At 72.3% G+C, this 24,458-nt stretch carries 20 protein-coding genes and 5 pseudogenes; 6 read left to right on the forward strand and 19 right to left on the reverse strand.

From position 1 onward, the window contains the following. Nucleotides 1–174: 174 nt before the first annotated feature. The 8 genes and pseudogenes from GL259_RS36925 to GL259_RS36960 all read right to left on the reverse strand — a co-directional run. Nucleotides 175–2,964 carry a fumarate reductase/succinate dehydrogenase flavoprotein subunit gene (locus tag GL259_RS36925; RefSeq protein WP_279578646.1) on the reverse strand — a complete coding sequence of 930 codons (2,790 nt, stop codon included), beginning with the start codon at nucleotides 2,962–2,964 and terminating at the stop codon, nucleotides 175–177. Continuing rightward, on the reverse strand, nucleotides 2,961–3,734 hold the full coding sequence (locus GL259_RS36930; protein ID WP_159538082.1) for an ATP-binding cassette domain-containing protein: 774 nt from the start codon (nucleotides 3,732–3,734) through the stop codon (nucleotides 2,961–2,963). The genes GL259_RS36925 and GL259_RS36930 overlap by 4 nt, the downstream gene beginning before the upstream one ends. Further along, complete coding sequence (locus GL259_RS36935; protein ID WP_159538084.1) at nucleotides 3,718–4,602, reverse strand: ABC transporter permease; 885 nt, start codon at nucleotides 4,600–4,602, stop codon at nucleotides 3,718–3,720. Before GL259_RS36935 ends, GL259_RS36930 begins: the two co-directional genes overlap by 17 nt. Next, the gene (locus tag GL259_RS36940; RefSeq protein ID WP_159538086.1) at nucleotides 4,599–5,942 is read right to left on the reverse strand and encodes an ABC transporter substrate-binding protein; all 1,344 of its coding nucleotides are present in this window, start codon (nucleotides 5,940–5,942) and stop codon (nucleotides 4,599–4,601) included. Before GL259_RS36940 ends, GL259_RS36935 begins: the two co-directional genes overlap by 4 nt. Nucleotides 5,943–5,978: 36 nt before the next feature. Next, nucleotides 5,979–6,206 carry a ferredoxin family protein gene (locus GL259_RS36945; protein WP_159538088.1) on the reverse strand — a complete coding sequence of 76 codons (228 nt, stop codon included), beginning with the start codon at nucleotides 6,204–6,206 and terminating at the stop codon, nucleotides 5,979–5,981. A 64-nt stretch (nucleotides 6,207–6,270) separates the two neighbouring features. Beyond that, nucleotides 6,271–7,059: a GntR family transcriptional regulator gene (locus GL259_RS36950; RefSeq protein ID WP_159538090.1), complete on the reverse strand. Its 789-nt coding sequence runs from the start codon at nucleotides 7,057–7,059 to the stop codon at nucleotides 6,271–6,273. Between the two features lie 374 nt (nucleotides 7,060–7,433). After that, nucleotides 7,434–7,577, reverse strand: a pseudogene (locus GL259_RS39590) (MerR family DNA-binding transcriptional regulator); the annotation flags it as partial. Nucleotides 7,578–7,635: 58 nt separating this feature from the next. Further along, nucleotides 7,636–7,839: pseudogene (locus GL259_RS36960) on the reverse strand (NADP-dependent oxidoreductase); the annotation flags it as partial. A 50-nt stretch (nucleotides 7,840–7,889) separates the two neighbouring features. On the opposite strand from GL259_RS36960, the gene GL259_RS36965 reads away from it, so the two are divergent. Next, nucleotides 7,890–8,114: a hypothetical protein gene (locus GL259_RS36965; RefSeq protein ID WP_208026575.1), complete on the forward strand. Its 225-nt coding sequence runs from the start codon at nucleotides 7,890–7,892 to the stop codon at nucleotides 8,112–8,114. A gap of 106 nt (nucleotides 8,115–8,220) precedes the next feature. Here the strand turns inward: GL259_RS36965 and GL259_RS36970 are convergent, their stop codons facing one another. From GL259_RS36970 to GL259_RS36990, 5 genes and pseudogenes are all read right to left on the reverse strand, one after another. Further along, the gene (locus GL259_RS36970; protein WP_159538092.1) at nucleotides 8,221–8,502 is read right to left on the reverse strand and encodes a hypothetical protein; all 282 of its coding nucleotides are present in this window, start codon (nucleotides 8,500–8,502) and stop codon (nucleotides 8,221–8,223) included. A gap of 258 nt (nucleotides 8,503–8,760) precedes the next feature. Further along, a complete protein-coding gene (locus tag GL259_RS36975; protein WP_159538094.1) occupies nucleotides 8,761–9,159 on the reverse strand; it encodes a hypothetical protein in 399 nt (132 codons plus the stop codon). A gap of 195 nt (nucleotides 9,160–9,354) precedes the next feature. Next, nucleotides 9,355–10,054 (reverse strand): annotated as a pseudogene (locus GL259_RS39225) (IS5 family transposase); the annotation flags it as partial. 75 nt (nucleotides 10,055–10,129) lie between these two features. Further along, nucleotides 10,130–11,653: an aldehyde dehydrogenase family protein gene (locus GL259_RS36985; protein WP_159538096.1), complete on the reverse strand. Its 1,524-nt coding sequence runs from the start codon at nucleotides 11,651–11,653 to the stop codon at nucleotides 10,130–10,132. Between the two features lie 102 nt (nucleotides 11,654–11,755). Then, nucleotides 11,756–13,021 (reverse strand): GAF domain-containing protein, encoded by a 1,266-nt coding sequence (locus tag GL259_RS36990; protein WP_159539272.1) that lies wholly within the window; start codon nucleotides 13,019–13,021, stop codon nucleotides 11,756–11,758. A gap of 238 nt (nucleotides 13,022–13,259) precedes the next feature. Between GL259_RS36990 and GL259_RS36995 the strand changes: the two are divergent. The 3 genes and pseudogenes from GL259_RS36995 to GL259_RS37005 form a co-directional block, all read left to right on the forward strand. Further along, a pseudogene (locus GL259_RS36995) lies at nucleotides 13,260–13,529 on the forward strand (TetR family transcriptional regulator); the annotation flags it as partial. An 835-nt stretch (nucleotides 13,530–14,364) separates the two neighbouring features. Then, a complete protein-coding gene (locus tag GL259_RS37000) occupies nucleotides 14,365–15,321 on the forward strand; it encodes a hypothetical protein (RefSeq protein ID WP_159538100.1) in 957 nt (318 codons plus the stop codon). Nucleotides 15,322–15,694: 373 nt separating this feature from the next. Beyond that, the gene (locus GL259_RS37005) at nucleotides 15,695–16,429 is read left to right on the forward strand and encodes a LysE family translocator (RefSeq protein ID WP_208026577.1); all 735 of its coding nucleotides are present in this window, start codon (nucleotides 15,695–15,697) and stop codon (nucleotides 16,427–16,429) included. A 96-nt stretch (nucleotides 16,430–16,525) separates the two neighbouring features. Here GL259_RS37005 and GL259_RS37010 read toward each other — a convergent pair whose 3' ends face one another. After that, complete coding sequence (locus GL259_RS37010; RefSeq protein WP_159538102.1) at nucleotides 16,526–16,945, reverse strand: hypothetical protein; 420 nt, start codon at nucleotides 16,943–16,945, stop codon at nucleotides 16,526–16,528. A gap of 1,169 nt (nucleotides 16,946–18,114) precedes the next feature. Continuing rightward, entirely contained in the window at nucleotides 18,115–18,480 is a 366-nt protein-coding gene (locus GL259_RS37015; RefSeq protein WP_159538104.1) for a transglycosylase family protein, read from the reverse strand. An 801-nt stretch (nucleotides 18,481–19,281) separates the two neighbouring features. Between GL259_RS37015 and GL259_RS37020 the strand changes: the two genes are divergently transcribed. Beyond that, complete coding sequence (locus GL259_RS37020; RefSeq protein WP_159538106.1) at nucleotides 19,282–19,647, forward strand: hypothetical protein; 366 nt, start codon at nucleotides 19,282–19,284, stop codon at nucleotides 19,645–19,647. 139 nt (nucleotides 19,648–19,786) lie between these two features. Here the strand turns inward: GL259_RS37020 and GL259_RS37025 are convergent, their stop codons facing one another. The 3 genes and pseudogenes from GL259_RS37025 to GL259_RS37035 form a co-directional block, all read right to left on the reverse strand. After that, nucleotides 19,787–20,686, reverse strand: a complete 900-nt coding sequence (locus tag GL259_RS37025; RefSeq protein ID WP_159538108.1) for a dihydrodipicolinate synthase family protein — start codon at nucleotides 20,684–20,686, stop codon at nucleotides 19,787–19,789. Nucleotides 20,687–20,724: 38 nt separating this feature from the next. After that, complete coding sequence (locus GL259_RS37030) at nucleotides 20,725–21,432, reverse strand: phenylalanine--tRNA ligase beta subunit-related protein (RefSeq protein ID WP_159538110.1); 708 nt, start codon at nucleotides 21,430–21,432, stop codon at nucleotides 20,725–20,727. 47 nt (nucleotides 21,433–21,479) lie between these two features. Further along, nucleotides 21,480–21,874 (reverse strand): annotated as a pseudogene (locus GL259_RS37035) (EamA family transporter); the annotation flags it as partial. 118 nt (nucleotides 21,875–21,992) lie between these two features. On the opposite strand from GL259_RS37035, the gene GL259_RS37040 reads away from it, so the two are divergent. After that, nucleotides 21,993–22,577 carry an XRE family transcriptional regulator gene (locus tag GL259_RS37040; RefSeq protein ID WP_159538112.1) on the forward strand — a complete coding sequence of 195 codons (585 nt, stop codon included), beginning with the start codon at nucleotides 21,993–21,995 and terminating at the stop codon, nucleotides 22,575–22,577. Nucleotides 22,578–23,465: 888 nt separating this feature from the next. Here GL259_RS37040 and GL259_RS37045 read toward each other — a convergent pair. Beyond that, nucleotides 23,466–24,245 carry a hypothetical protein gene (locus GL259_RS37045; protein WP_243762513.1) on the reverse strand — a complete coding sequence of 260 codons (780 nt, stop codon included), beginning with the start codon at nucleotides 24,243–24,245 and terminating at the stop codon, nucleotides 23,466–23,468. Nucleotides 24,246–24,458 lie beyond the last annotated feature (213 nt).

The raw sequence follows: 24,458 nt of genomic DNA on the forward strand, positions 1-24,458 counted from the left end.
TGAGACCTTTCTCGCCCGACTCCGGTCCGACGCCCACGAGGTGGGCTTCTTCTGCATGGTGACGAGGAGAGCGGTGGCGACTTCGCGAAGGAGCGCATGGCGGTCCCGGCACGCCGGGTCCGCCAGGCGATCACGTTCGGTTCTTGCGGCCTTTCCGTCGTCGAAGCGGTGCGGTCACAGTGCCCGGGCCGCACAGGCCCTGACGTCCGCGTCCGGGTCCGTCGTCGCCGTGGCCAGGGCCGCTCGGGCGTCCTCGGCGTCACGGTGCCGGATCAGTGCCGTCACGGCGGCCTTGCGGACGTCGGCGTTCGGGTCGGCGAGGGCCTTGGCGAGTGCGGGTACGGCGAGGCCGGGGGCCGCGAGGGAGAGGGCGGTGGCGGCGCCGGCCCGCACCTGCCAGGCCGGGTCGGTCAGGGCTGCTTCCGCGCGTGCTGCCAGGGGAGCCGGGCAGCCGGTCGTGCCCAGTGCTTCATAGGCGGCCGCACGCACCAGGGCGTCGGGGTCGTCGATGAGCTCGGTGAGGGCCCAGAGGACCGTGTCGGGTTCGGGGCCGGCCGACGTGGTGCCGTCGGGCTGTCCCGCGGTCACGGCGGCCAGGGCCTTGGCGATGGTGACGCGGACCTCGCGGGACGGGTCGGCGGTCGCCGCGCGGGCCAGCTCCCCGGCGGCGTCGATGGACACGAGTGCTCGCACGGCCGCGACACGCACGGCGATGTCCGCGTCCGACAGGGAGCCCGTGAACAGCTCGGTGTCACCGAGGCGCAGGGCGCGCAGGACGTCGAGTGCGGCGGCACGGGCGACGGGGTCGGCTTCGGACAGGGCGGCGACGAGGCCGTCGCGCAGGGCTGGTTCAGGGTCCAGCGTCTCGACCAGTTCGCGCAGTGAGGCGGCCGCGGCAGCGCGGACGCCGGCGTCGGGGTCGGCGAGCGTGGCGGCCAGTGCCGGTCCGGTGCCCGGCGGCACCGTCTCCGTCAGCACGGTGACGGCCGTTCGGCGAACGGTGGGCTCGGGGTCGGTCAGGTAAGGGGCGAGGGCGGAGAAGCGGGGCTCGTCCTCCGCGAGGGAGAGGAGTTCGAGCAGGCGCGGTGTGGCCGGCGTGTCCGTGTCGGAACCGGGGTGGGCGGTCGTACCGGTCAGGGCGGGCCCCTGCCGTATCGCCATCGGCGCCGCTTCCCGGGCCCCCGCGGTCGCCACCTGCTCCGGGTGGACCTCGCCCAGGCGGCGGGAGGGCCCGCCGACCGGGGTGAAGCCGTCGACCGGGACCAGATAGCGAGCCACGGGACGCGCCGTGAACTCCATCCCACCGGTGGGGGACTTGCGCAGGTCGAGGTGGTGGAACCAGGACGCGTCGTCACGGTGGGGGTGGTCGAGACGGTCGTGGTAGAGGCCCCAGCGGGACTCCGTGCGGGCCAGGGACGCCCGCGCGGCCATCTCCGCGCAGTCACGGATGAAGCTGACCTCCGCGCAGCGCATCAGTTCGTGCGGGGTGCGGGCGCCCATCGCGGCGATGTCGGCTCGCATCCGCTCGAACGCCTCCAGGGCCAGCGACAGCCGGGCGCCGGACTTGGGCGGGGCCACGTAGTCGTTCACGAAACGGCGCAGCTTGTACTCGACCTGCGGCTGCGGCGGACCGTCGGGGTTGCGCAGCGGGCGGTAGATCAGCTCGTGCGCTTCCTGGAGCTGGCCGAGGGGCAGTTCCCCGTCGTACGGCGTGTACCGGGACGCGTCCGCGCCCGCCAGGTCCCCGAAGACGAAAGCGCCGATCATGTAGTTGTGCGGGACACAGGCCAGGTCCCCGGCGGCGTACAGACGCGGGACGGTCGTACGGGCGTGGTCGTCGACCCGCACTCCCGAGGCCGAGTGGCCGCCGCACAGGCCGATTTCCGAGATGTGCATCTCGACGTCGTGGGTGCGGTAGTCATGGCCGCGGCCGGCGTGAAAGGTGCCTCGGGTCGGGCGCTCGGTCGAGTGCAGGATCGACTCCAGGGCCGAGATCGACTCCTCCGGGAGGTGGCTCAGCTTCAGATAGACCGGGCCCCGGTCGCTCGCCACCTCCTCCGCGAACTCCGCCATCATCTGGCCCGACCAGTAGTCGGAGTCGACGAAGCGTTCGCCGTGCCGGTTGACCTGGTAGCCGCCGAAGGGGTTGGCGACATAGGCGCAGGCGGGACCGTTGTAGTCCTTGATCAGCGGGTTGATCTGGAAGCACTCGATGCCGGTCAGCTCGGCGCCTGCGTGATACGCCATGGCGTAGCCGTCGCCCGCGTTGGTGGGGTTCTCGTAGGTGCCGTACAGGTAGCCGGAGGCGGGCAGGCCGAGGCGGCCGCAGGCGCCGGTCGCCAGGATCACCGCGCCCGCGCGGACGGTGACGAAGGCGCCCGTGCGGGTGTGGAAGCCCACCGCGCCCACGGCACGCCCTTCCGCTGTGAGCACGCGCACCGGCATCACCCGGTTCTCGATCCGGATCCGCTCCCGCATCTCGCGCCGCCGCAGCTGCCGGTACAGGACCTTCTTGACGTCCTTGCCCTCCGGCATCGGCAGCACGTAGGAGCCGGAACGGTGGACCTGGCGTACGGCGTACTCGCCGTGCTCGTCCTTCTCGAACTTCACGCCGTAGGACTCCAGCCGCTGGACCATGGCGAAGCCGCGGGTGGCGGTCTGGCGGACGGTGGACTGGTCGACGATGCCGTCGTTGGCACGGGTGATCTCGGCGACGTAGTCGTCGGGCTCGGCGCGGCCGGGGACGACCGCGTTGTTGACGCCGTCCATGCCCATGGCCAGCGCGCCGGAGTGGCGTACGTGCGCCTTCTCCAGGAGCAGGACGTCCGCGCCGTGCTCGGCGGCGGTCAGGGCCGCCATGGTGCCGGCGGTGCCGCCGCCGACGACGAGGACGTCGCAGGTGATTTCGTCCGCGCCGATGAGGTCCGGGATCTGCAGGGGGGTGTCCACCAGGGTGCCTTTCAAGAACCGAGTGACGTGAGGACTTCGCGCCGCAGCTCGATACGCGCCGGGTCGTCGTGGGCGGCGCGCTCGCGTGGGCGCGGTACGTCCCGTACGGCGATGAGGCGGCCCGCACCCAGCAGGGCGACGCGGTCGCCGAGGAAGAGGGCCTCGTCCACGTCGTGGGTGACGAAGACGACGGTGGCGCCCGTGCCGCGCAGCACCTCCACCAGCAGGTCCTGCATGCCGGCGCGGGTCTGGGCGTCGAGGGCGCCGAACGGTTCGTCCATCAGCACGGCACGGGGGCCGGCGGCCAGGGCGCGGGCCAGTTGCGCGCGCTGACGCTGGCCACCGGAGACGCGGTGCGGCCAGCGCCGGGCGTGCTCGGCGAGTCCGACCCGGTCGAGCCACGCCTCGGCCCGGGTACGGCGATCGGCACGGGGCAGTCCCTCGATGGCGAGGGGCAGTTCGACGTTCGCGCGCAGGGTGCGCCAGGGGAGCAGGGCGTCCTCCTGGAACACGAGGGCGCGTTCGGCGGACGGGGCGGTCAAGGGGCGTCCGTCCTGCGTGATCCCTCCGGAGAGCAGGGGCAGAAGACCGGCCAGGGTGCGCAGAAGAGTCGACTTGCCGCAGCCGGAGGAGCCGACGACGGTCAGGATTTCTCCGGGGGCCACGTCAAGGTCGACCTTGTCCAGCACGGGCGCGCCGGGGCGTCCGAGGGCGGCGTCGTGCAGGGTGAGGCGGGTGCCGGCGCGGCTGCGGGACGGTGAACGGACGTCAGACGAGCTGGTCATGGGACACGTCCTCCTTGGGCCTGGGGCCGGCCGGTGCGGGGGAGGGGGCTTGGCGCGTCCGCCGCGGGACGCGCGCGCCGGGGACGTACGACGTGCGCGGCAGCCAGCGGGTCAGGCGGCGGCCCAGGAGTTCCACGGCCATGGAAGTGAGCCAGCCGAGGACGCCGATCGTGACCATGCCGACGAAGACGCCCGGGTAGTCGACGATCGTGTAGTCCTGCCAGGTGCGGTAGCCGACGCCGTACTGGCCGGAGATCATCTCGGCGGAGATCACGCAGATCCACGAGACGCCGATGCCGACCGACAGGCCGCCGAAGACGCCGGGCAGGGCGCCCGGCAGGACCACCGAGCCGAGGATGCGCCACCGGCTGCCGCCCATCGTCAGCACGGCCTCCTCCCACACGGGCGTCAGCGCACGCACCGCGTGCCGGGTGGAGACCAGGACCGGGAAGAAGGCGGCGGTGAAGGTGATGAAGACGATGCCCTGTTCGTTGGAGGGGAAGAGGAGGATCGCGACGGGGACGAGGGCGATGGCCGGGATCGGGCGGACCACCTCCAGCAGTGGCCCCAGCAGGTCCTCGGCCAGCCGGGAGCGTGCCACGAGCACGCCCCCTGCCACCCCCAGCACCGCTGCCAGCAGGAAGCCGGTGAGGATGCGGGTCAGGCTGTCGGTGAGGTCCGTCCAGTAGTCGGCCCCGGCGAGGCGGTCGGCGAAGGCGTGGGCGACGTCGGTGACCGTGGGGAACTGCGAGAAGCGCAGCCACACGTCGACGTCCAGGCCGGTCAGGAGCTGCCACAGGCCGAGGGCCGCGGCGAGGGCGGCCGCCCGCAGTGCGTACCGGGCGGCTCGTGGTGCGGGCCGGCTCACGCGACACGCTCCAGGGCGTCGGCATACGTGATGACACGCGCCCCGCCGTGCCGGTCGGCGTACGCCTGCGCGGTCGCCGGGGTGACGAACGGCAGCAGCCTCCCGCCGTCGGTCACCCACACCGCCTTGTCGGCGAACCAGAGGGTGCCGGTCGTGGCGTCGGGGACGTAGGCGGCGCGGATGCCATCGGGGTGGGCGGCCACGTAACCGAGCAGCTCCGCCGGGGACGTGAAGGTCCTGGTCCTCTGGGCGCCCTTCGGCCACACCTCGCTCGCGGCGGCGGGCGGCGTGGCCGCGCGTTGCTTCCCGTACGACGCCCCGAGCGCCTTCTTCACGTACTGGTCGTCGACGAACGCGTCCACGTCCACGTCGCCGGTCAGCTTCGCCGCCTTCAGGACCGACACGTCCTGCTTCAGCGCGGAGACGAGCTGCGGCCTGACCGCCGGGTCGAAGGTGGAGATGCCGTGGGCGCCGTTGTAGAGGTACACGACCTCGGCGGGCAGGCCGGTGGCCTCGGCGACCTTCTCGGCGGCGGCGACGGGGCGGGCGTTGAGGTAGTCGGTGGCCTGCGCCTGGGCCTTCAGGAAGGCTTCCAGGACGGCCGGCCGGTCCTGGGCGAAGTCCGCGCGGGCGGTGACCCCGTGAAAGGTGGGCAGGTTCAGTTGGGCGCCGTCGTACAGGGCCTTCGCCTTGCCCTGGTAGGTGAGCAGACCGGGCCAGGCAACGAACTGCGACAGCGCGTCCGCGCTGCCCGCGGCCAGGGCCGAAGCACCCACCGCGGGCTGCTGGTTGAGCTTCTCGATGCCCTCGTTCGGGTCGATGCCGGCACGCTGCAGGGCCCGTACCAGGGTGCCGTCGGCGGCGGAGCCGACGCTCGTGGAGACCTTCTTTCCCTTCAGGTCCTTCAGGGAGGTGAGCTTGGAGTCGGGCGCGGTGACGATGGTGTTGAGGCCGCCGCGCAGGTTGTAGCCGGTGACCGAGACCAGGTGGGTGGGGCGGTTCAGCTGCTTGCCGCGGGCGGCGTTGATGAGCAGCGGGAAGTCGCCCATCGAGCCGATGTCGATCTTCCCGGCGGTCATCTGGGCGGTGATGGGGGCGCCGGTGGCGTAGTCCTGCCAGACGACCTTGTAGGTGATGCCGTCGCCGAGCGAGGTCAGCTGCTTCTCGAAGTAACCGAGGGAGCGGAGCAGGGTGCCGGCCGTGACCGTGTTGATGGTCTTGGACTGGTAGCCGACGGTGACGGTGACCGTGGAGCCGCTGCCGGCCTCGGCGGCACCGCCGCAGGCGCTGAGCGGGAGCAGAAGGACGACTGCGGATGCTGCGACTGCCGTGCGTTTCATGGTGGTTCGGCCTTTCACCGGAGCAGGTCGAGGGGATCAGCGGAGCAAATAGGGCATGTTGACCGTGACGGCTCCGGTGGGGCAGCGGGCCGCGCACGGACCGCAGTACCAGCATTCGTCGACGTGCATGTACGCCTTGCCGCTGCCGGCGTCGATGGCGAGGGAGTCCAGCGGGCACATGTCCACGCAGAGCGTGCAGCCGTCGATGCACTTCGACTCGTCGATGGTCACGGGCACGTCGGCCCGCTGGGGCACCAAGGGCATGGCTGTCTCCAGGAATGTCGCGCTGCAGGTCTTGCTGCAGGTCTTGCCGTGGGAGAGGGCGGTGTCAGAGGGAGCGGTACAACAGGCCGCTCATCGTGATGCGGTCGCCGCGGAAGCGGATGAACTCCAGGTCCACGGGCCGCCCGTCGGCGAGGTGCGTGAGGCGTTCCAGCATCAGCACGGCCGCACGGCACGGTGCCTGAAGCACGGCGGCGGAATGGGCGTCCGCGTTGACCGCCTCCAGGGTGATGTCGGCGTGTCCCAGGCGCTGGCCGGTGAGGGACTCCAGGAGGCGGAAGACGTCGGTGTTCTCCAGGTCGCAGCCGAGCAGGGCCGCGCCGATGTCCAGGGGGATGTAGGTGAGGTCCAGGGACAGGGGGAGGCCGTTCAGGCGGCGCAGACGTTCGACGTAGAGGACGTCGGCGCCGGGCGGGACGCGCAGGCGCTCGGCGACCGGGGCGGGGGCCGGGACCGGGCCCATGGTGCGGACCTCGTTGGTGACGCGGCCGTGTTCGTGCAGGGTCTCCGCGAGGCCCATCAGCCGGTCGAGCCCGTGGGGGTACTTCTGGGCGACGACCACCGTGCCGACGCCGGGGAGGCGTTCCACGAGGCCCTCGGCGCGGAGGAGGTCGAGGGCCTGGCGGACCGTGTTGCGCGAGGCCCGGTACTCGGTGGCGAGGGTCGACTCGTGCGGCAGGGTACCGGCCGGGAAGCCCCCGGTGAGGAGCTGGTGGCGCAGCAGGTCGGCGAGCTGGCGTGCCTGGTCCGCGCGCAGCCGACGCCGCGTGCGCCGGGCGGCGACGGTGGGCGCGCCCTGGCCGGCGTGGTCTCGGATGCGGTCGGTGGGCGGCATGTTCGGAACCCTACCGATCCGGTAGGGATAGTGGTGTTGCCGAAGTGTTGCGCCACCTGACGCATCGCCGCATACGACGTTGACCTGGGTTTTTCGGCGGACAGGAGGGGAGATCTGCCAGGGGTCCGCCGGTACCGCGCGGGAAGGGCCCACGCCCGTCCTGTCCGCCGAGCCGGCCGGGCGCGCAGCGGGCACAGGCGCTCGATCCCGGCGTCGATGGCCGTCGGCCGGCGCTCGACCACGCCGGAGGCGGGGGACGTCGCGCCGGCGTTCGCGCAGCACCGCCCCGGATCCTCGACCAGGAGCTGGATGCGGTCGGCGATGCCGCGCAGGTCCTCGACGGTGAGGCCGAGGCCGGGCAGCCCACGGATGACACGGACCCGGGCGATCCCGTCGGGCCCGTACCGCCGTTGGCCGGTGGCCGTGCGCGGCGGCGGGGGCAGCAGGCCGCGCTCTTCGTGGAACCGCAGGGCCCGCGGGGTGGTTCCGGCTGCCGCCGCCGCGTCCGGGATCCGCATGCCGACCCTCGCCTCGGTCCGTGTCGCGCGCCGGCCCGCGAGGCGCGGCGGCGATCCGTCACTGGTACGGCAGCTCCACGACGACGGTGCCGAAGCACCGCCCCTCGAACAGTTCCTGCAACGCTCGAGGGGCGCGTCCGATGCCCGGGACCCGCACGTGCGGAAAGGAGATCTCACCGGAGCGAGGCCAGGAGCCGAACCGGGTGACCCACTCTTCCGCCACCTCGGGGTGGTCCGTGCCGCTGTAGCCGCGCAGCGTGATCCTGTCCCGCTCGGACCTACGGTTCTGGGCTTGGCCTGCGGCTTCTCCGTGTGAGGCACCGGATCCTGATCCACAGCGAGGCCCATGTCCAGGCGGTCCTGGCCGAGTACATCCGGCACTCCAACCAGCACCGCCCCCACCAGTCCCGGCGCCAACTGCCCCCGGACGGCACCAAACCGCCCGCTCCAGCCAACGTCACCGGCCTCCAGGTCCAGCGAATCCGGCGACAGCCCCTCCTCGGCGGCCTGATCGACCAGTACCGGAGAACCGCCTGACCGAACGGCCTCGCCGCAGCTCACAGCACCGAATCGGTGCGCACCTCACGGCACCGGACCACCGGTCCCGGGCGGGCCTGTGTCCGGGGAACCGTCCCGACGCCACTCAACCACGTTCAGTGGTTCGCTCGGCGTATGCGAGGAGGGGCCCGGCCGCCTTGCTCCACTGCTCGTTGCGCGCCAGGGCGGGGGCCGCTTCGCTGCGGAGGGCCTCCACCACGGGGCCGAGGAAGTCCTCCCGGAAGTGCCGTATCGCTGCCGGTGTCATGCCGCTCGCCTCGATCACGGCAGCCACCTCGGATTCGAGGACGGCCGCACCCCGCGTGATGTCTTCCCCGGTCCACTCGTCCACGTGCTCGGCCACCAGCGCCCACGTCACCTTGATCATGATTCGGATCGTAGGGGGCCCGGCTGGCGATCGGGAGGGGCGGAGGCGGCAAAGGAGGGGTACGGCCTCCGGAGACGGGGAGGGGGCCGCCACGTCTTGGCAGCTCGGATTCCGCCACGGTTACAAGGCCGGCGGGCCCCCGCCCCGCATCCTCCGGCGGCAAGGGGAGCCGTAGGTCAGCGGCGGCGGAGACGCTCTGCAGCGGCTCCGTCGGCACTGCACAGGAATGACAGGCCGCGGTGTCCTTCACCCAGGCGCTCAGGCTGCGGCTTCGCCGGGGTCCTCGTCCTCCGGGGGGTTGACGTAAGTGGTGCCGGGAGCGAGGTCGTCCCCTGTCTCCTCCTTGTACCGCGCCTTCTTCTGCTCGCTGGCGTTCCAGCCCTCGGGGAGCTTCCGCACGTGAGGGCTGGCGGGCCGTCGGCCCTCGCCCGTGGCTTCGGGGGCGGAGGCCGGCCCGGCGTCCTCGGTGACCTCGGCGGCATCGGTGACGTTCTGCTCCGTGGCCCGCCTGACGGCCACGACCGCGACGGCCGCGGCCACGCTGCCGACTGCGCCACCCACGGCGCGGATCGTCGTCCTGTGCTTCCCGTACCAGTTCCTCGTCTTCTCGACGAAGGAGGTGGGCTCGCCGTCCTCGGGGGACGTGGAGTCATTCACGCGCACACATCTACCGGACGCACCCCTCGCCCGTCAGGCAATCACCCGGCATCGCCCGATCGAGTTCGGTAGCGGGCCATCGGGACGCACCGGGCGCACGGGAGCCCTGCTCGCCGGGCCGGTCTCGAGCCCCGGCGGGCAAGCGCGGCCAATGCACACGCGAGCACCGCTCGGAACGTCTTGGCGGTCCCAACAAAGGCGTTGGACGTGTCGGTGGGTGATGAGGCAGGTGGCGAGGCCGAGGAGGGCTTCGTGGATGTCGTCGCGTCGTTCCCAGCGGCTGCGCGGGCGGCGGAAGCCGTGCAGCCAGGAGACGGTGCGTTCGACGGCCCAGCGGAAGGTGCCCAGGCCGGAGCCGTGGGGCCGGCCTGGTCCGGCGATGACCGGGCGGATGTCCCGGGCCCACAGCGGGCACCGGTACTTGTCGTGGCCGTAGCCGCGGTCCGCGAAGAGCATGTCCGGCCGTCGCCGTGGCCTGCCGACGACGCCGGCGACGGGCGGGACCTTGTCGAGCGGGGGCGGGAGCCGGGGGCATCGTTGTGATCACTGCCGGTCAGCGACACCGCGAGCGGGATGCCCCGGCCGCCGACAAGGACGCGGTGCTTGCTGCCCGGCCGTGCGCGGTCGACCGGGCCGGGACCGCTTCCGGGCCCCGCCGGCCGCCCGCGCACGGGAAGAGTCGATCACCGCCCGGGACCGGTCCGACTGCTTGGCCGACCGCAGCTTCTTCGACAGCAGCACGTGCAGCCGGTCCCCGCACTCCGGCCTCGTTCCACGCGGCCAGGCGTCGCCGGCAGGTCATGCCCGAGCCGAAGCCCAGCTCCTGGGGCAGGTACTTTCACCGGATGCCGGTGTGCAGCACGAACCGGATCCCGCACCGGGCCTTCCGGTCCGGTGCCCGCGGCCGGCCCTCCACCGGCTTCGGCGCCTGACGGGCGAAAGCCCGGCTCAGGCGCCTTCCCTCCTGCGCCTAGAAGAAGCCGAGCTTCTTCGGCGAGTACGACACCAGCAGGTTCTTCGTCTGCTGGTAGTGGTCCAGCATCATCTTGTGCGTCTCCCGGCCGATCCCGGACTGCTTGTAGCCGCCGAACGCCGCGTGCGCGGGATAGGCGTGGTAGCAGTTCGTCCAGACGCGGCCCGCCTGGATGGCGCGCCCGGCGCGGTAGGCCGTGTTGATGTCGCGGGTCCACACACCCGCGCCGAGGCCGTACGACGTGTCGTTGGCGATCTCGATCGCGTCGTCGAAGTCGTCGAACGAGGCCACCGAGACGACAGGGCCGAAGATCTCCTCCTGGAAGACGCGCATCCGGTTGTCCCCCTCGAAGATGGTCGGCTGCACGTAGTAACCGCCCTTCAAGTCGCCGTCGTACTCCGCGCGTTCGCCGCCCGTCAGAACCTTTGCGCCCTCCTGCCGGCCGATGTCGATGTAGGACAGGATCTTGGCCAGCTGCTCGCCGGAGGCCTGCGCGCCGATCATCGTGTCGGTGTCGAGCGGGTGCCCGGGCCTGATCAGCTCGGTGCGGGCGACGGCCGCGGCCAGGAAATCGGGGTAGTTGCCGCGCTGGATCAGCCCCCGGGAGGGGCACGTGCACACCTCGCCCTGGTTCAGCGCGAACATCGTGAACCCTTCGAGGGCCTTGTCGCGCAGCTCGTCGTCCTTCTCCCACACGTCGTCGAAGAAGATGTTCGGCGACTTGCCGCCCAGCTCCAGCGTGACCGGCTTCAGGTTCTCGGCCGCGTACTGCATGATCAGCCGCCCCGTGGACGTCTCGCCGGTGAAGGCGACCTTCGCCACCCGCGGACTGGAGGCGAGCGGCTTCCCGGCCTCCGGGCCGAACCCGTTGACGATGTTCAGCACGCCCGGCGGCAGCAGGTCGGAGACGAGGCTCAGCCAGTAGTGGACGGAGACCGGCGTCTGCTCGGCGGGCTTGAGGACGACCGCGTTGCCCGCGGCGAGGGCGGGCGCGAGCTTCCACGTCGCCATCAGGATGGGGAAGTTCCACGGGATGATCTGGGCGACGACGCCCAGCGGCTCGTGGAAGTGGTAGGCGACCGTGTCGTCGTCGACCTCGCTGAGCGAGCCCTCCTGTGCGCGCACGGCACCGGCGAAGTAGCGGAAGTGGTCGATGGCCAGCGGGATGTCGGCCGCCAGGGTCTCCCGCACGGGCTTGCCGTTCTCCCAGCTCTCCGCCACCGCGAGTGATTCCAGGTTGGCCTCCATGCGGTCGGCGATCTTCAGCAGGATGTCGGACCGCTCGGTCGCCGACCTGCGCCCCCAGCCGGGCGCGGCCGCGTGCGCCGCGTCGAGTGCCGCCTCGACGTCCTCCGCCGTGCCACGCGCCACCTCGGTGAACGGCTGCCCGTTCACCGGGCTCGGGTTCTCGAAGTACTGCCCCTTGACCGGAGGCACGTACTCCCCGCCGATGAAGTGGTCGTAGCGGGACTGGTAGGAGACGATCGCGCCCTCGCTCCCGGGCGCCGCGTAACGGGTCATGCGGAACTGGCCTCCTTCAGCAGCGCTGCCCGCCGTTGGGCAACTCTGCGCCGGAGCGTAAGGAGGCGGACGTTGCAACCACGTTGCGGGGGAGCGGCGGCGCTACCGGGCCCAGCCGTCCGGGGCCCCCAGCTCCGATTCGAGCGCGGCCAGACGGGCCCGGTTCACGGCCGTCGGCTGGGCCGTGACCAGCGCCCGCCACACGTCCACGTCCTCCTCGCCCCACGGCGCGTGGGCCCAGTCGGCCAGCAGGTCGGGGTCCGACCGGGCGATCAGCGCGGCGCGCAGGCCGTCGGCGAGGCGGCGCCTGAGCCGTACGACCGCCGGGGCCCGGGAGGCGGGCAGCAGCGGGCCCGGGTAGGCGGCCAGGGCCGCGGTGACCGCGCCGGCCGCCATCCGGCGCTCGACGACCGCGACGTCCGACTCCGGGGACACCGTGAGCCGGTAGGGCCGCGACGCGAGCAGCCCGGGCCCGAGCACCTGGCGCAGCCGGGCGAGCTCCGCGCGCAGCGTCACCGGTGTCACCGACTCGTCCTCGTAGAGGGCGCACAGCAGTTCGTCACCGGTCAGACCGTCGGGATACCCGGCCAGAAGGACGAGGATCTCGCTGTGCCGGCGGCTGAGCCGGATCCTGCGGCCCTCCGTCGTCAGCACCGCCTGGTCGCGGCCCAGTGCCGTCAGCTCGAGCCCGCCGGCGGCCCGGCCGCCGGGGGCGAGCAGCGCCAGCTGGGACTCCGCCGCGCGTGCCACGGCCTGCACGAACCCCAGGCTGTGCGGATGCGCGAGGCCGTCCCCGCCGGTGATGTCCACGGCACCGAGCAGCCGCCCCGTGCGGGGGTCGTGGACCGGGGCGGCGGCGCACGTCCACGGCTGCACGCGCCGCACGAAGTGCTCGGCCGCGAACACCTGGACCGGACGGCCCACGGCGACCGCCGTACCCGGCGCGTTCGTCCCCACCGCGTTCTCCGACCACCGCGCGCCGGGCACGAAGTTCATCCGCCGCGCCTGCCGCAGCGTCGACGCGTGCCCCTCGACCCACAGCAGCCTGCCGCGCGCGTCGCACACCGCCAGCAGGTGCCGGCCGTCGGAGGCGAACGTTCCGAGCAACTCCCGGAACAGCGGCATCACATGCGCCAACGGGTGCTCGGCCCGGCAGGCCTTCAGGTCACTGTCCGTCAGTTCGATGTCGGCGGTGCCGTCCGGGTGCACCCCGGCGCGCGCCGAGCGCCGCCACGACTCGGCGACCACGCCGCGCACCGGGCGCGGCACCGTACCGGCCTCGGCGAAGGTCTCGTGCGCCCGGTGCAGCACGCGGACGTGCTCGGCAGGGTCGGCTCCTGGCTCCAGGGCCACCCAGGGATCGGTCACCATGGCCTCCCGCAGGGCGATGCGCTGGGGGACATCGTCGCTCGGGGTGCGCGCGGCGACAACCGTCTCGACGAGCGCGGCTCCCGCGGGCCGCGGACCGGTACTTTCCACGCGGTGCGGACCGGACCGGGTCGGCGAGCAACTCCAGGACCGGGCCGCGGGCGGTGGGGCGGCCACCGAGAAGGGCGCCCTCACTTCTTGGGTAGACTGACCTACCTAACAAGGGGGATGGGCCGCGGTGAGCGAGACCGGCGCCGCGGCTTCGAGGCCCGGCACGCGGCGGGGAGCCGCGCGGGAGAGGCCGCTCGCCGCCGCCGCGCGGCGCTTCCCCGCGGACGGGGTGGCGGCCACGGGCACCGACACGATCACCGCCGAGGCGGGCGCGGCGGAGATGAGCCTGTACAACGACTTCTCCTCCGAGGCCGACAGGGCCGACCTGGTGCGGGCCCGCCTCGACGCGCGGCACGAGGAGTGGCCGGGCCTGTACCGGCGCCGCCCGGAAGAGGCCCGGACCATGGCGGCCGACCTGCCGGACCGGCTGTGACGCGGCCCGCCGGACGCGCGACGGCACGGCGGGCGCGGGGGCGGTGTGTGCTGGTGGCATCGGTGCCGTGGGGTACCACGGGCAGCGCCGCGGCCCCCGCCCCCGGTGGGACCGCTCGTGATCGGGGCCGTCGCCGTGGCACTGGGCGGACTGCTGCTGATGCCGGTGCTGCCGGCCACCGGGGCCCGCTCCTCGCCTCCTGGTCCAACGCGGCCGTCGGCGTCTGCACGGCTCTGGCCGGCGGCCGCCTCGCCGTGCTCACCGTGCCGATCCGCACCACGACGGGTCCCCGGGCAAGCACACGGGGGCGGACGGCACCGCCCGGACAGACACCGCCGCACTGGCAGGACATGCCGAAACCCTTTGAACCCCAGGTACCCGGGTGCGTCCAGGGGGACCTGGAGAGACGCCCTCGGCGCCGGGCCGCTGCTCGTCCCGCGAGGTGTGGACCAGTGCCCTGCCCGAGGCCGGGAGCGCGGCGACCGGTGTCCGGGCTGCGCCGGTGCGGTCGCTGTCGGCTGCGTCGACGACCGCGTCCGCGCCGTGCGCCCGGGCAGAACGGGCTCGGTGAAGCAGCCGCTGACGGGACAGCGTCAGCCGCGGGTTCTCTTCGGCCGAAGTCGGCCTCACACGCCCGCCGTTGACGGGGGCAGTGCCGGTGCGGCCGCGGCTGCGGATCTCCGTCTCGCCGTATCCGCCCCGCGATCCCGGTCCACCGCCGGGCGATGCTGACCGCGCGTTGATCCTCGTGCCGCAGCAAGATGGAACGAGAGGGCCGGCGAACCGGGGAGGCGCGGTGATGGACGACAACACCGAGAACGACGAGGCGCCCGCAGTGGAGGGCGACCCGTACGACGACGGCCCCGACGCCGAGGACCTCGGGGAGTACACCCGGCCGGAGCCGTACGGCGAGGAGCCGGGCTCCCACGAGGTGGAGGATGCGGCCGCCCCCCGTGGAGCCGTCGTGGCTGCCGATGCGAACCCCGATGTCTTCCTGGACGTTCCTGTGCTGAAGGTCGAGGAGATCGACCTGGACGTCGAGGACCTGCGAGCGCACGTCTCCCTGCAGACCGAGGTGCTGGATCTGCTGAGGCTGAGTGTGGGCGCCGACGTCACCCTCGGTCGCGTGCACCTGGGTGTTTCGGGAGTGGAGGCACAGGCCCAGCTCAGGGTGCGTCTCGACAATGTCGCCATGATCGTCGATCGGGTGCTCACCACGCTCGACCGCAATCCGGAGATCCTGCGGGACCTGGCGCGAGGGGTCGGATCCGCCGTACAGGACGTCGGTGGTGGAGCCCGCCAGGCGGTGGGGGAGTTGGGCACGGGTGCCGGACGGGCCGTCCAGGACGTGGGCCAGGGCGCCGGGGCTGCTGTCCGTGACGTGGGCCAGGGCACCGGGGCTGCCGTTCGGGACGTGGGCCGTGACGTCGGCCGCGCCGTGGAGGACGTCGGCGGTGAAGCGAGCCGGGCGGCTGCCGGTGCGACCGGCGAGGACGTCGGCGGCGTCACCGGGAGCGTCGTGGGCGAAGCCGTGGGCGTGACGGCAGCGACGGACGAAGCCGCCCGGAAGGGCGGCACCGTACGCCGAACCGAGTCGGACGCACGGAGTGCGCGCAGTCCGGAGGACGCACGCCGGGACCGGACCGCCCGGAGTGAGGGCGGCACCCGCAAGCGCCGAGTGCGTGCCGAGGACGGGAAGCCGTCACCGCGGCCCGTTCGCCGCCGCGCCGCCGACGAACGGGAAGAGCCGCCCTGAACGGCTGATGCCCTGGCGTCGGACGGCGTCGGCCGGGGAGGCGCACGAACGGAGAGTACGGTGCGGGACATCTCGTTCCGGTCGACGGTCCACACCGAGCGACTCCGTTTCGCGGAGGAACCCCGGACAGCCGTCCGTTTCCCGGGCACCGGGGAGCGGGAGTCGACGAGTCACAGTGATCGGGAGCACCTTCCCGAGAAGGTCGTGCCGGGCCGGGACTACGGTGATGTCACCGTCGACTACCGCCTGGAAACACGGCTCATCGGGGAGCCGGAGCGCGGACGCGGCGCGGGCGGAGGCGGGCGCCGGTAGGCGTGACCGCTGCTCGGTCAGGGTGTTCGCCGCGAGGCGTACCGGGTGCGACACCTGGCCCGTGTTCGTCCAGCTCCTCACGGCCATGGGTGTGTTCGCCGTCCTGACCACGGTTCCCGGCCCGGACACGGCGGTGGTGACGGAGCGAGCCATCGTGTCCGGCCGGCAGGACGGTCCGCGCACCGTAGGTGGCATCACGGCGGGGCCGCTCATCCGGGGTGTGCCCACGGTGGTCGGTCCGGCGGCCGTCCTGGCGGGGTCCGCCACGGCCTGCACGACCGTCGAGCTTGCCGGGGCCGTCCACCCGGGCTTCCTGGGTGTCCGGGCCCTGCTGCGGAGCCGGAGCGGTCGTTCGACGACGTCGGTGACGAGCCCTGCGGCCCCGTCCGGCGACCCGTGGCGTACGGGACTGGTCAGCAGCGTCCTCGACCGGAGGACCGCGGTCTTCTGCACCGGCCTCCCGCCCACGCTCGCGCCGTCCGGTTTCTCGCCGCATCCCGGAATGACCCTGTTGGTCCCCGTCCGCACGGTCCTGACGCTCGTCTGGTTCGGCGGCTACGTGCTGGTACTGGCCAAGGCCCGCGCCTTCTTCGAGGAGCCTGCCGTACGACGCGTCATGGACCGCATCACCGGTGTCGTCCTGATCGGGTTCGGGGTCGGGGTCGGGGGCGTCACCTCCCACCCTCAGCGGGTGCCGAAACGGCCGCTCACCCCACATGCCGCGCCCGCTTCACGTTGCGCGTCCCGTTCGCACCCGGCGAACCGGGAGCCCGCCGGGGCTGTTCCGCGCCCGTGAGCGCGGGTGCGCCTCCGGGGCGAGTCCTTCTTCGGCTGCCTCGACCTGCTGCGGCGGTCCGGGATCCGGTGTCCGACGGGATCCCGGACCGTTCCTCTACGGCGTGACCAGGGGCCTCGCCCAGGTGGACAGATCGTCCACGCAGACGCCGGGCACGCTCGCCGAGTACTCCGTCGCGCCCGCCCGGACCTCGAGGACGAGCTGCCGGGACAGCAGCGCGCGGCGTCGAGTCACCCTGGCGTCACCGGTGAACGTCCTGCGCACCAGCTCGCCCACGTGCTCCGTACGCACGTCTTCGAACGTGAAGTCGTCCAGCATGAGCCGTACGCTCCCGGGGTGATCGCGGGCACCCATGACGAGGACGTACACGTCGTGAGCGTGGACGCCACCGCCCCAGTCCGCCACCCAGCCGTCACCGTCCCACCGCTCGCACGGCGCGGGGTCCGCCACGCCCAGCGACCGGAGGGCCGCTTCGAGTTCCACCGACGCGGGCGGCCGAGGGACAGCCTCTGCCATGTCTGCAACCACCTTCCGACGCTCAGACCCAGTGTCCCCCCGCCGCGTTCGATCATTGTGGAACGGGCCTCACGAGCCCGTGCGCGGTGGGCAGGGAGACGTCGAGCTTCTGATCGCCGATCATGGTCGTGCGGTGGGAAACGCGTCTCGTGCAGCGGTGGTCAGCGACCGGAGGAGCACGGGTCCGCCGGCGGATGTGACCGCTGAACTCGCGGGCCGGGCAACTCTCCCGGCTCAGGACGGAACACCACCCAGCGGCCCACACAGCCGACCATCAACGGAGACGGCCTCGAGCGGGCCGTGCGGCAGGCGTTCACCCGTCCCGTACCGAAGTCAGCCGGCGCGTTGGCTGTACAGGTGAAACCGGAGAACGAATGTCGATCAGTGCTGGCGGCAGTTATGGCCTGATGTGCCTGGGCATGTCGGTCAGAACCAGGAACAGCTGCAGGTCCAGACACCGATGGGACGCACCCACCAGGGGAGGCCTGGGGACGTGAAGGGATGGTTGAGCGTGTGATCAAGGACGCGTTCTGCGGGACCGATGACTGCGCTCAACTCGCGCCGTGCCTTGGACCCCAGGGCACGGAGCGTGACCTCCGGCAGGGTGCGGACGTGGTGGTCGCCGTTGCAGAGGTCCGTGTCACCGCGCCCGTGGAGCCGATCGAGGCCCTCGTACGGCCGTCGGACAGCCGCATTCCAACGGCGGAACGCGTGCGCGATCCCGCCCCGGGGGAGGTCGTGACTTGGTTCGAGGACGGCGATCTGCCTGCTCGCCGAGGCGCACAGTCCGCGGATCACGGGTGCCCGCCGATGGTGCGTTCGGCGTCGCGGGAGCTGGGCTCTGATCTCGCCTGGGGGCCGGCGAGACATGGACGCTTCCAGCCGGGACGGCGTTGGGCCGAGCGATCCTGGAGCTCGTTGGCGACAGAGACCAAGTACTCAGGGCTGGTTCAGCTGACCGGCTGCTGTTCGGCTCGGGCGCGTGTGGTGGCGAGTCGGTGGGAGTCGTCGCGTTCATGGGTGTCACCGGCGCGGAGCAGGTGTTCGCAGGGATCGATGAGATGGGCTGGGACAGACGCAGGTCCGTCGTGATCCACGGTCCGTCCACCTCCTCTCAAGCGACCGCCCTCAGGGCAGATGCAGCTCCGCCGACGGGAAGGGCCGGGTGCTCAGGCGCAGGACCAGGCCGACATCCCCTGGAGACGGGCCAGGCGTTCGGCCACGGCGATCTGTTCCTTGCGTGTGGCCAGGTCCGCGCGCGGGGCGTACCGGAGCCCGCCGGCCGCGACCCAGCTCGACTGCGTGAACTGCAAACCGCCGTAGTGGCCGTTTCCGGTGTTCGCCTGCCAGTTGCCGCCGGATTCGCATGCGGCGATGGCGTCCCAGTCCGTTCCCGAGGCGGTCGACGGGGAGGCCACCGCTTGGGTGGACGTGCCGAGGGCAGCCGCGGTGACCAGGACCACCAGGACGGTGCGGATCCGGCTGCTGTGAGCCCTGCGCCCGCTGCCCGCATGAGTGTTTCGTCTGCTAGTCATAGGGAGACTGTTACTCCACGCGACGGGGGGATGGCATGTCGGCTGCCGTTTCCTTGAGCCGGACGGGCGGTACTGCGCCCGTTCGGCTGCTCGGAGGGCATCCGACGCATCCGCGCCGACTGACTCCCGGCTTCAGTCGGAGGCGCGGGAGCCCGGACGGCACCACGAGGTCCTCCGGGCGCAGGACAGGTGACCGGGCGTCAGCCCGTCGACGCGCTTTCTGCGGCCGGAGGTCCGCGGTCAGGCGGTGGGGTCCAGGAGGCAGTATTCGTACCCCCGTGCGGGCGAATACTGCTCGCTTCGTGGCCTTTGGCAATTCGATCCCCGCGTACGACCACCATGACACCAACGATCCCGCCCGAGCCGAGACGCGCGGCCTTGACGGTGGCCGGGCGTCGCCTGTCCTCCCTCGACTTCAGTGGTCCGGGACGCCCTCTGTTCGCCCTGCACGGGCACTTCGGGGAATCCCGCACCTTCGCGCGTCCGGCCTGTGAGCTGGACGACTCCTGACGGTGCCGGTGAAGGTGAGCGCGACAGCCAGGAGGAGAGGGAGTGCGGCGCTCGTGCCGATGAGGGCACCGGCTGCTGCTGTTCCTGCTGATCCGGCGGTTGTCTTCAGGGCGCCGACCCAGACGAAGATCTGTCCGCGGGCGTTGTCGGGGGCGTATTCGTTGCGGGCGGCGAGGGTGGCGGCGAAGAAGTAGGCATGGGCGATGCCGGCGGCGGCGTAGGCGGCGACGAGGGCGGGCCGACGGTGCCTCTGATGCCGTAGGTGGCCACGTCCCAGCCCTGGGCGCGGCGTTGGCGTCGCTGGTCGCGGCCGGCGATGGCGGGCAGGCGGCTGCTGATGCCTCCGGTGGGCAGAGGTCCGAACAGACCGGAGACGACCAGCAGGGCGGCGGTGAGGACGGGGTGGGTGTGCGGGTGGAGCAGGACGGCGGCAGCCAGGGCGGTGCCGTGCGCGAGGGAGGCCGTGGCGATGACGGTGCGGCTGTCGCGGGCGGTGTCCGGGCTGCGGGCGACGGAGGGGCCCAGGAGGCGGGGTGCGGTGATGCAGGCGCCCAGGGCGCCGGCCGGCCCGAGCCGCCGCTGGTGTTGCCCATCAGCACGATGGCCACGACGGCGCCGCCGTCGGAGGTGCGGGCCAGTGTCGCCGCGATGACGTAGCGGGCCGGCGGGCCCCAGCCGGGCTCGTCGGCGGAGTGGTCGGCGCCCGGGCACATGGCCGCGCGCTCTGCTGCAGGGATGTCGGGCAGAGGGATGGCCGGAGTGCCGCCCCCTCTCGGGTGCGTGAGGGGGCGGGCTGTCAGGTGTGGAGCTGGAGCTGCTCGATGACCGTGGCGAGGTGGGCGCGTTCCTTGGTGTTCAGGCCGCGCAGTGGCAGGGGGAGGTTGCGGTGGGCGGTCAGGCCCAGGTGAGCGGCGGCCGCGGCGACGACCCGCAGGGATCCCCCGTGCCGGGCGAACAAGTCCCACAGGGGCTGGAGGCGCTGGGACTCCTCCAGGGCCCGCTCGTGCCGGCCGGCCTGGGCTGCGCGGGTGAGGGCGAGGGCCGATTCGGGGAAGATGCCGCCGATCACGGAGTACCAGGCGTCGCATCCGGCGTTCAGGCCCCGGACTGCGGCCGCATCTCCGCTGATGCCCACCGTCACCGTGGCGGGCAGGAGCCGGCGCAGGTGCTCGACACGAGCCCGGGCTTGCTCGGGGTCGGCGGGAAGCGGGGGGATCTTGAGGGACGCCACCTGCGGCAGCCGGGCCAGGCGCGTGTACAGCTCATCGGTGAAGGTGAAGTGCGTGGTGCCGGGGTTGTCGTAGATCACCAGGGGGATCGACAGGTTCGCGGTGACCTCTTCGAACAGGCCGAAGACATCGTCGTCGGTCAGCGGCTGGTAGGACACCGGTGCCAGCAGAACGCCGGCAGCGCCGGCGTTCTGCGCGTCCTCGGCCGCCTGGAGCACCTGGCGGGTGCGCAGCGCCCCGATGCCGACGATGACCGGAACCCCGTCGGCGTGCTCGACCGCGATGCGGGCGACACGGGCGCGTTCCTCGCGGGTCAGGTAGGCGTAGGAACCGGTGGAGCCCAGCGCCCCGATCGAGTCGACGCCCGCGGCGGCGAGCCGGCCGACCAGCGCGGCGAACGCCTTCTCGTCGACACTGCCGTTGCCGGGGATGGGAGTGAGCGGGAAGGCGCTCAGACCGGTGAACAAGACGAACCTCCACAGGTGGGCGGGCCAGGGGGTGGTGGTCAGGCGGTGGTGTGGGGGTGTGCCGGGCTGAGGTGGTGCACGGTGCTGCGCTCGCAGTGCGGCTGGAGCAGAGTCTGCAGTTCGTCGGCCGCGGTCTTGAGCAGCTGCCCGTCGCGGGCGGCTGCGACGGTCTCCAGGACGAAAGCGACGTGGGTGGAGTCTTCGGTGACACGGGTGCGGTGGGCGTCGCGGTGGTTCCAGTGCCGAGTGAGCACGTCGGTGGCGTCGGTGTAGATGATCTCGCCCGGCTTGGGGTTCTCCACGGTGCCGGGCTCGCCGAGCGGGGTGAAGGTCTCGCTGCCGTCGGCGTGGCGGATCTCGACGCCGCCGGCGACGCGGTCGAGGTCGAAGGCGCCGGCGGGCAGGCCGTGGCGGACGGAGACGGCGTTGTAGGAGTCGACGGCCGGATTGATCCGGGGCAGGGTGCCCTTCTTGGCCATGCGGCGGCCCAGGGCGTCGACGCTGGGGCGGATGCGGCGGGGGTTGGTGCCGAAGGAGCGGTAGGCGGTATGCCATGCCTCGATGCGGGGGTCGTTCTCGTCGGCGGGCTGCCAGGCACCGTCGGCGAGCTGGGCCTCCAGGTCTTCCAGGGCGGCAGTGGTGGCGGGCCAGGGCTCGCCGCCGCGCAGGCCGGTGGCGGTGACGACGGCGATGAGGGTGTCGGGGAAGGCGTCGGCGACGGCGGGGCTGATACGGAAGGTGGTCATCAGGTGGTCCGTTCGAGGAAGGCGGCTGGGCGGACAGGTCAGGCAAGGGCGAGGAGGCTGACGGCGACGGCGGCGGTGCCCAGGCCGATCAGCCCGGCCGGGCCCAGGTGCTCCCCCTGCACCAGACCGACACCGACCGGCAGCATCGCCGGGACCAGTGCCGTGACCGGGGACAGGACGTTCATCGGACCGATCGCGAGCGTGCGGTGGAGCAGGGCGAACGCGGCGGCCGACGCGAAGCCGGAGGCAGCGCCCCAGACGAGTGTGGCGGGGCGAACGAGGCACCGAGGAACGGCCACAGCAGCAGCTCGACGGTGAGCGAGGCCGGGGCGGCGATCATCACGGTGCGCAGGACGTGAGCCTTGCGGGCGCCGAGGCCGCCGAGGAAGCCGGCGCATCCGTAGGCCGGGGAGCTGCCCAGGGCCAGCAGCGGAGCGATCACGGGTACATCCCTTACTATCAATGGAACGACTACACCGTACAACGCACCGACCGACAGTCGTCAACCGAACGACCGCGCGGTCCAGTGCACTGACCCACTGTCCCGAGGGGTGATGGCGATGGCCGAGACCGAAGCGGCGTTGCGGACGCTCGCGCACAACGTCCGTACGGCCCGCACCCGCGCCGGACTGTCCCTGGACGAACTCGGCCGACGCGCCAAAGTCAGCAAGGGTGCCCTGGTCGCCCTGGAGAAATCCCAGGGCAACCCCAATTTCGCCACCCTGGTCCGCCTCGCCGACACTCTCGGCATCTCGGTGTCCGCACTGATGGAAGGGCCGGCCGAAAGCCGTGTGAGGGTCGTGTCCGCCGATGCCGTCGTGCCTTTGTGGGCCGGGGAGAAAGGCGGCGAGGCGCGGCTCATGCTGACCACGTCGGGACCGGCACCGGTCGAGGTCTGGCGCTGGAGACTGGAACCGGACGAGGAGTACTCCAGCCACCCGCACCAGACCGGCGTCGTGGAGACCGTCAGCGTCACAGCCGGGCAAATGGTGCTCGTCGTCGACGGCGCCGAACACGCGGTCGACGCCGGGCAGACCGCGACGTTCAACGGCGACGCTCCCCACACCTACCGCGGCTCGGGCACCGGGACATGCCACCTGATCATGACCGTTCACATCCCGCCCGGTCCCGGCACGCCGGCCTGACCGGCACGTCATGAGGCAGTGCGAGGCCCAACGCCGTGCCCGGTAAGGGTGTACCGCACTTGATCCTGCGCTGTTCCGTTGTCTCGCAGGCGGCCAGGTGGTTCGCCCGGCTGTCCCTGGGCGAGCTGAGCTCACCTGTGTGCGGTGCGGGGACGGGTGCCGAAGCCGAAGAGGTCGCTTGCGACGATCGGAGGGAGGCCGGCAGCCGCTACGCCGGTCGCAGGCCAACGCCGGTGACGACGACATCGCCCTCGCCCGGATCCGGACCGCAGAAGGCGGACGGGCGGACAGGGCTTCGCGTGTACCGGGGAGTCCGGAGACAAGGAGAGAATGAGGCCATGGCGATGTGTAGGAAGTGCGGTGCGCAGAAGCGCCGTTGGCCTCGCTCCTGTTCCCGGTGCCCTTCCCGGTCGGACCGGGGGGACACGGCCGCGGACGCTGCCGAGCTGGTCGTGGAGACAGGACTGCTCGGGTGGATCGGGCGAGGAGTCATGAGCGTTGTGCGGCTGGTGTTGCGCGCGGTCGACTGACCGCGCCACGCTGACGTGCCCCGCCCTCTGGCCGCCGCCGTGCCCGGGACCGTGCGCCGCGAGGTGCTCCGCTTGTCCGCCCGATCACCCTGCGCAGGTCAGGGTTCGCCGCCGCTGCCCTGCCGGCCGTTCGGTCGCGTCGCGCCTCCGAGCGCCCCCGCGCCGTGTTCGTTCGGTCGTCGGGCTGTCGGCGGCGGCCTCACTCCGCCCGCGGGCCGGACGGTCACCGCCCGTTGTACTGAGGGAGGTTGGGGGAGGAGGTCCCGGGACCTGCTGGGCCGGATGCCTCGGCGCGTCCTGCGAGAAACGGAAGGCGCTTCCGCTTCGGAGCCGGAGAAGGGTTCCGGGCGGCTCGTTGTCAGTGCGCCCAGGGCAGGCGAACCGCCTCGATCCCGGAGTCGTTCAGCAACGCGTCGATGAGGGGCGGGGGTCCGGCGATCTTGGTGGCCCACAGGTCGTAGTCGGTGCACAGGACCCAGGAGCGGTCATCGGCCCAGAGGTTGGACGGGCTGAAGTCGGCTTCGGAGTGGTCGTAGAGGACCTCGGCGTCGCCGAGCCGGCCCGCACGCACGTGGAGGTTGTCGAAGTCGACGGCTCCGAGCATCAGCGGGTTGTAATAGGCCAGGCAGTGGGTGTCCGGGCCTGCGGCACTGTACTGGGTGAGGATGGCGATCAGCCGGTTCCAGGTCTCGCGGTCCAGGCTCCCCTCGGTCGGCGGGACCGTGCTCATGGGCCGGCTGCCCTCCTTCTTGACCGAGGGAAAGCAACGGTAGGAGGGCATCAGCCCGTCGGGCACGACCGGATCGCCGGTCCGCCGGGCAAGCTCGGCCCACCGCAGCCGTTGCCGGCCGGGGCCCGGGTGCCGGGCGCGGCCGAGTCCTCCTCCTGTCGCGACGCCCACGGCGTCGAGGTCGATGCCCGCGACGATGTGGGGCAGGGTGCTTCCGTCGGCAGGACGTGCCTGGTGGTACTCGGCATACGACACACCGGCCGGTCCCTGCTCGTGCTCGTACATGGCGTTGAGCACCCACACCGCGTCGGGCATCGCCGGGGGCATGAATCCGGTTGTGCCGTCGCCGCACAGCTCCAGCAGCCAGTCGGTGGCTCCGGACGGCGCAAGCGGCCACAGGTCTGACATCGGATTCGACTCCTCGGACATGCGCTCATGGTCCCAGGTGCGCATCCGCCTTCCCTCGCCGCCCGAGCACGCCGTGCACCCGGCCAGGACGGCGAGGCGTACCTCAAGAACCAGCGAGCTGACCGCTGACGAACGATCCACGCCTCAGGCTTCCGCCCGCGACCGGCGTGAGCATCCCCGGCACCTCGGTCCGGGACCGGCTGCTCGGCGGTG

It is taken from the genome of Streptomyces sp. Tu 3180, assembly GCF_009852415.1.
GTDB lineage: Bacteria > Actinomycetota > Actinomycetes > Streptomycetales > Streptomycetaceae > Streptomyces.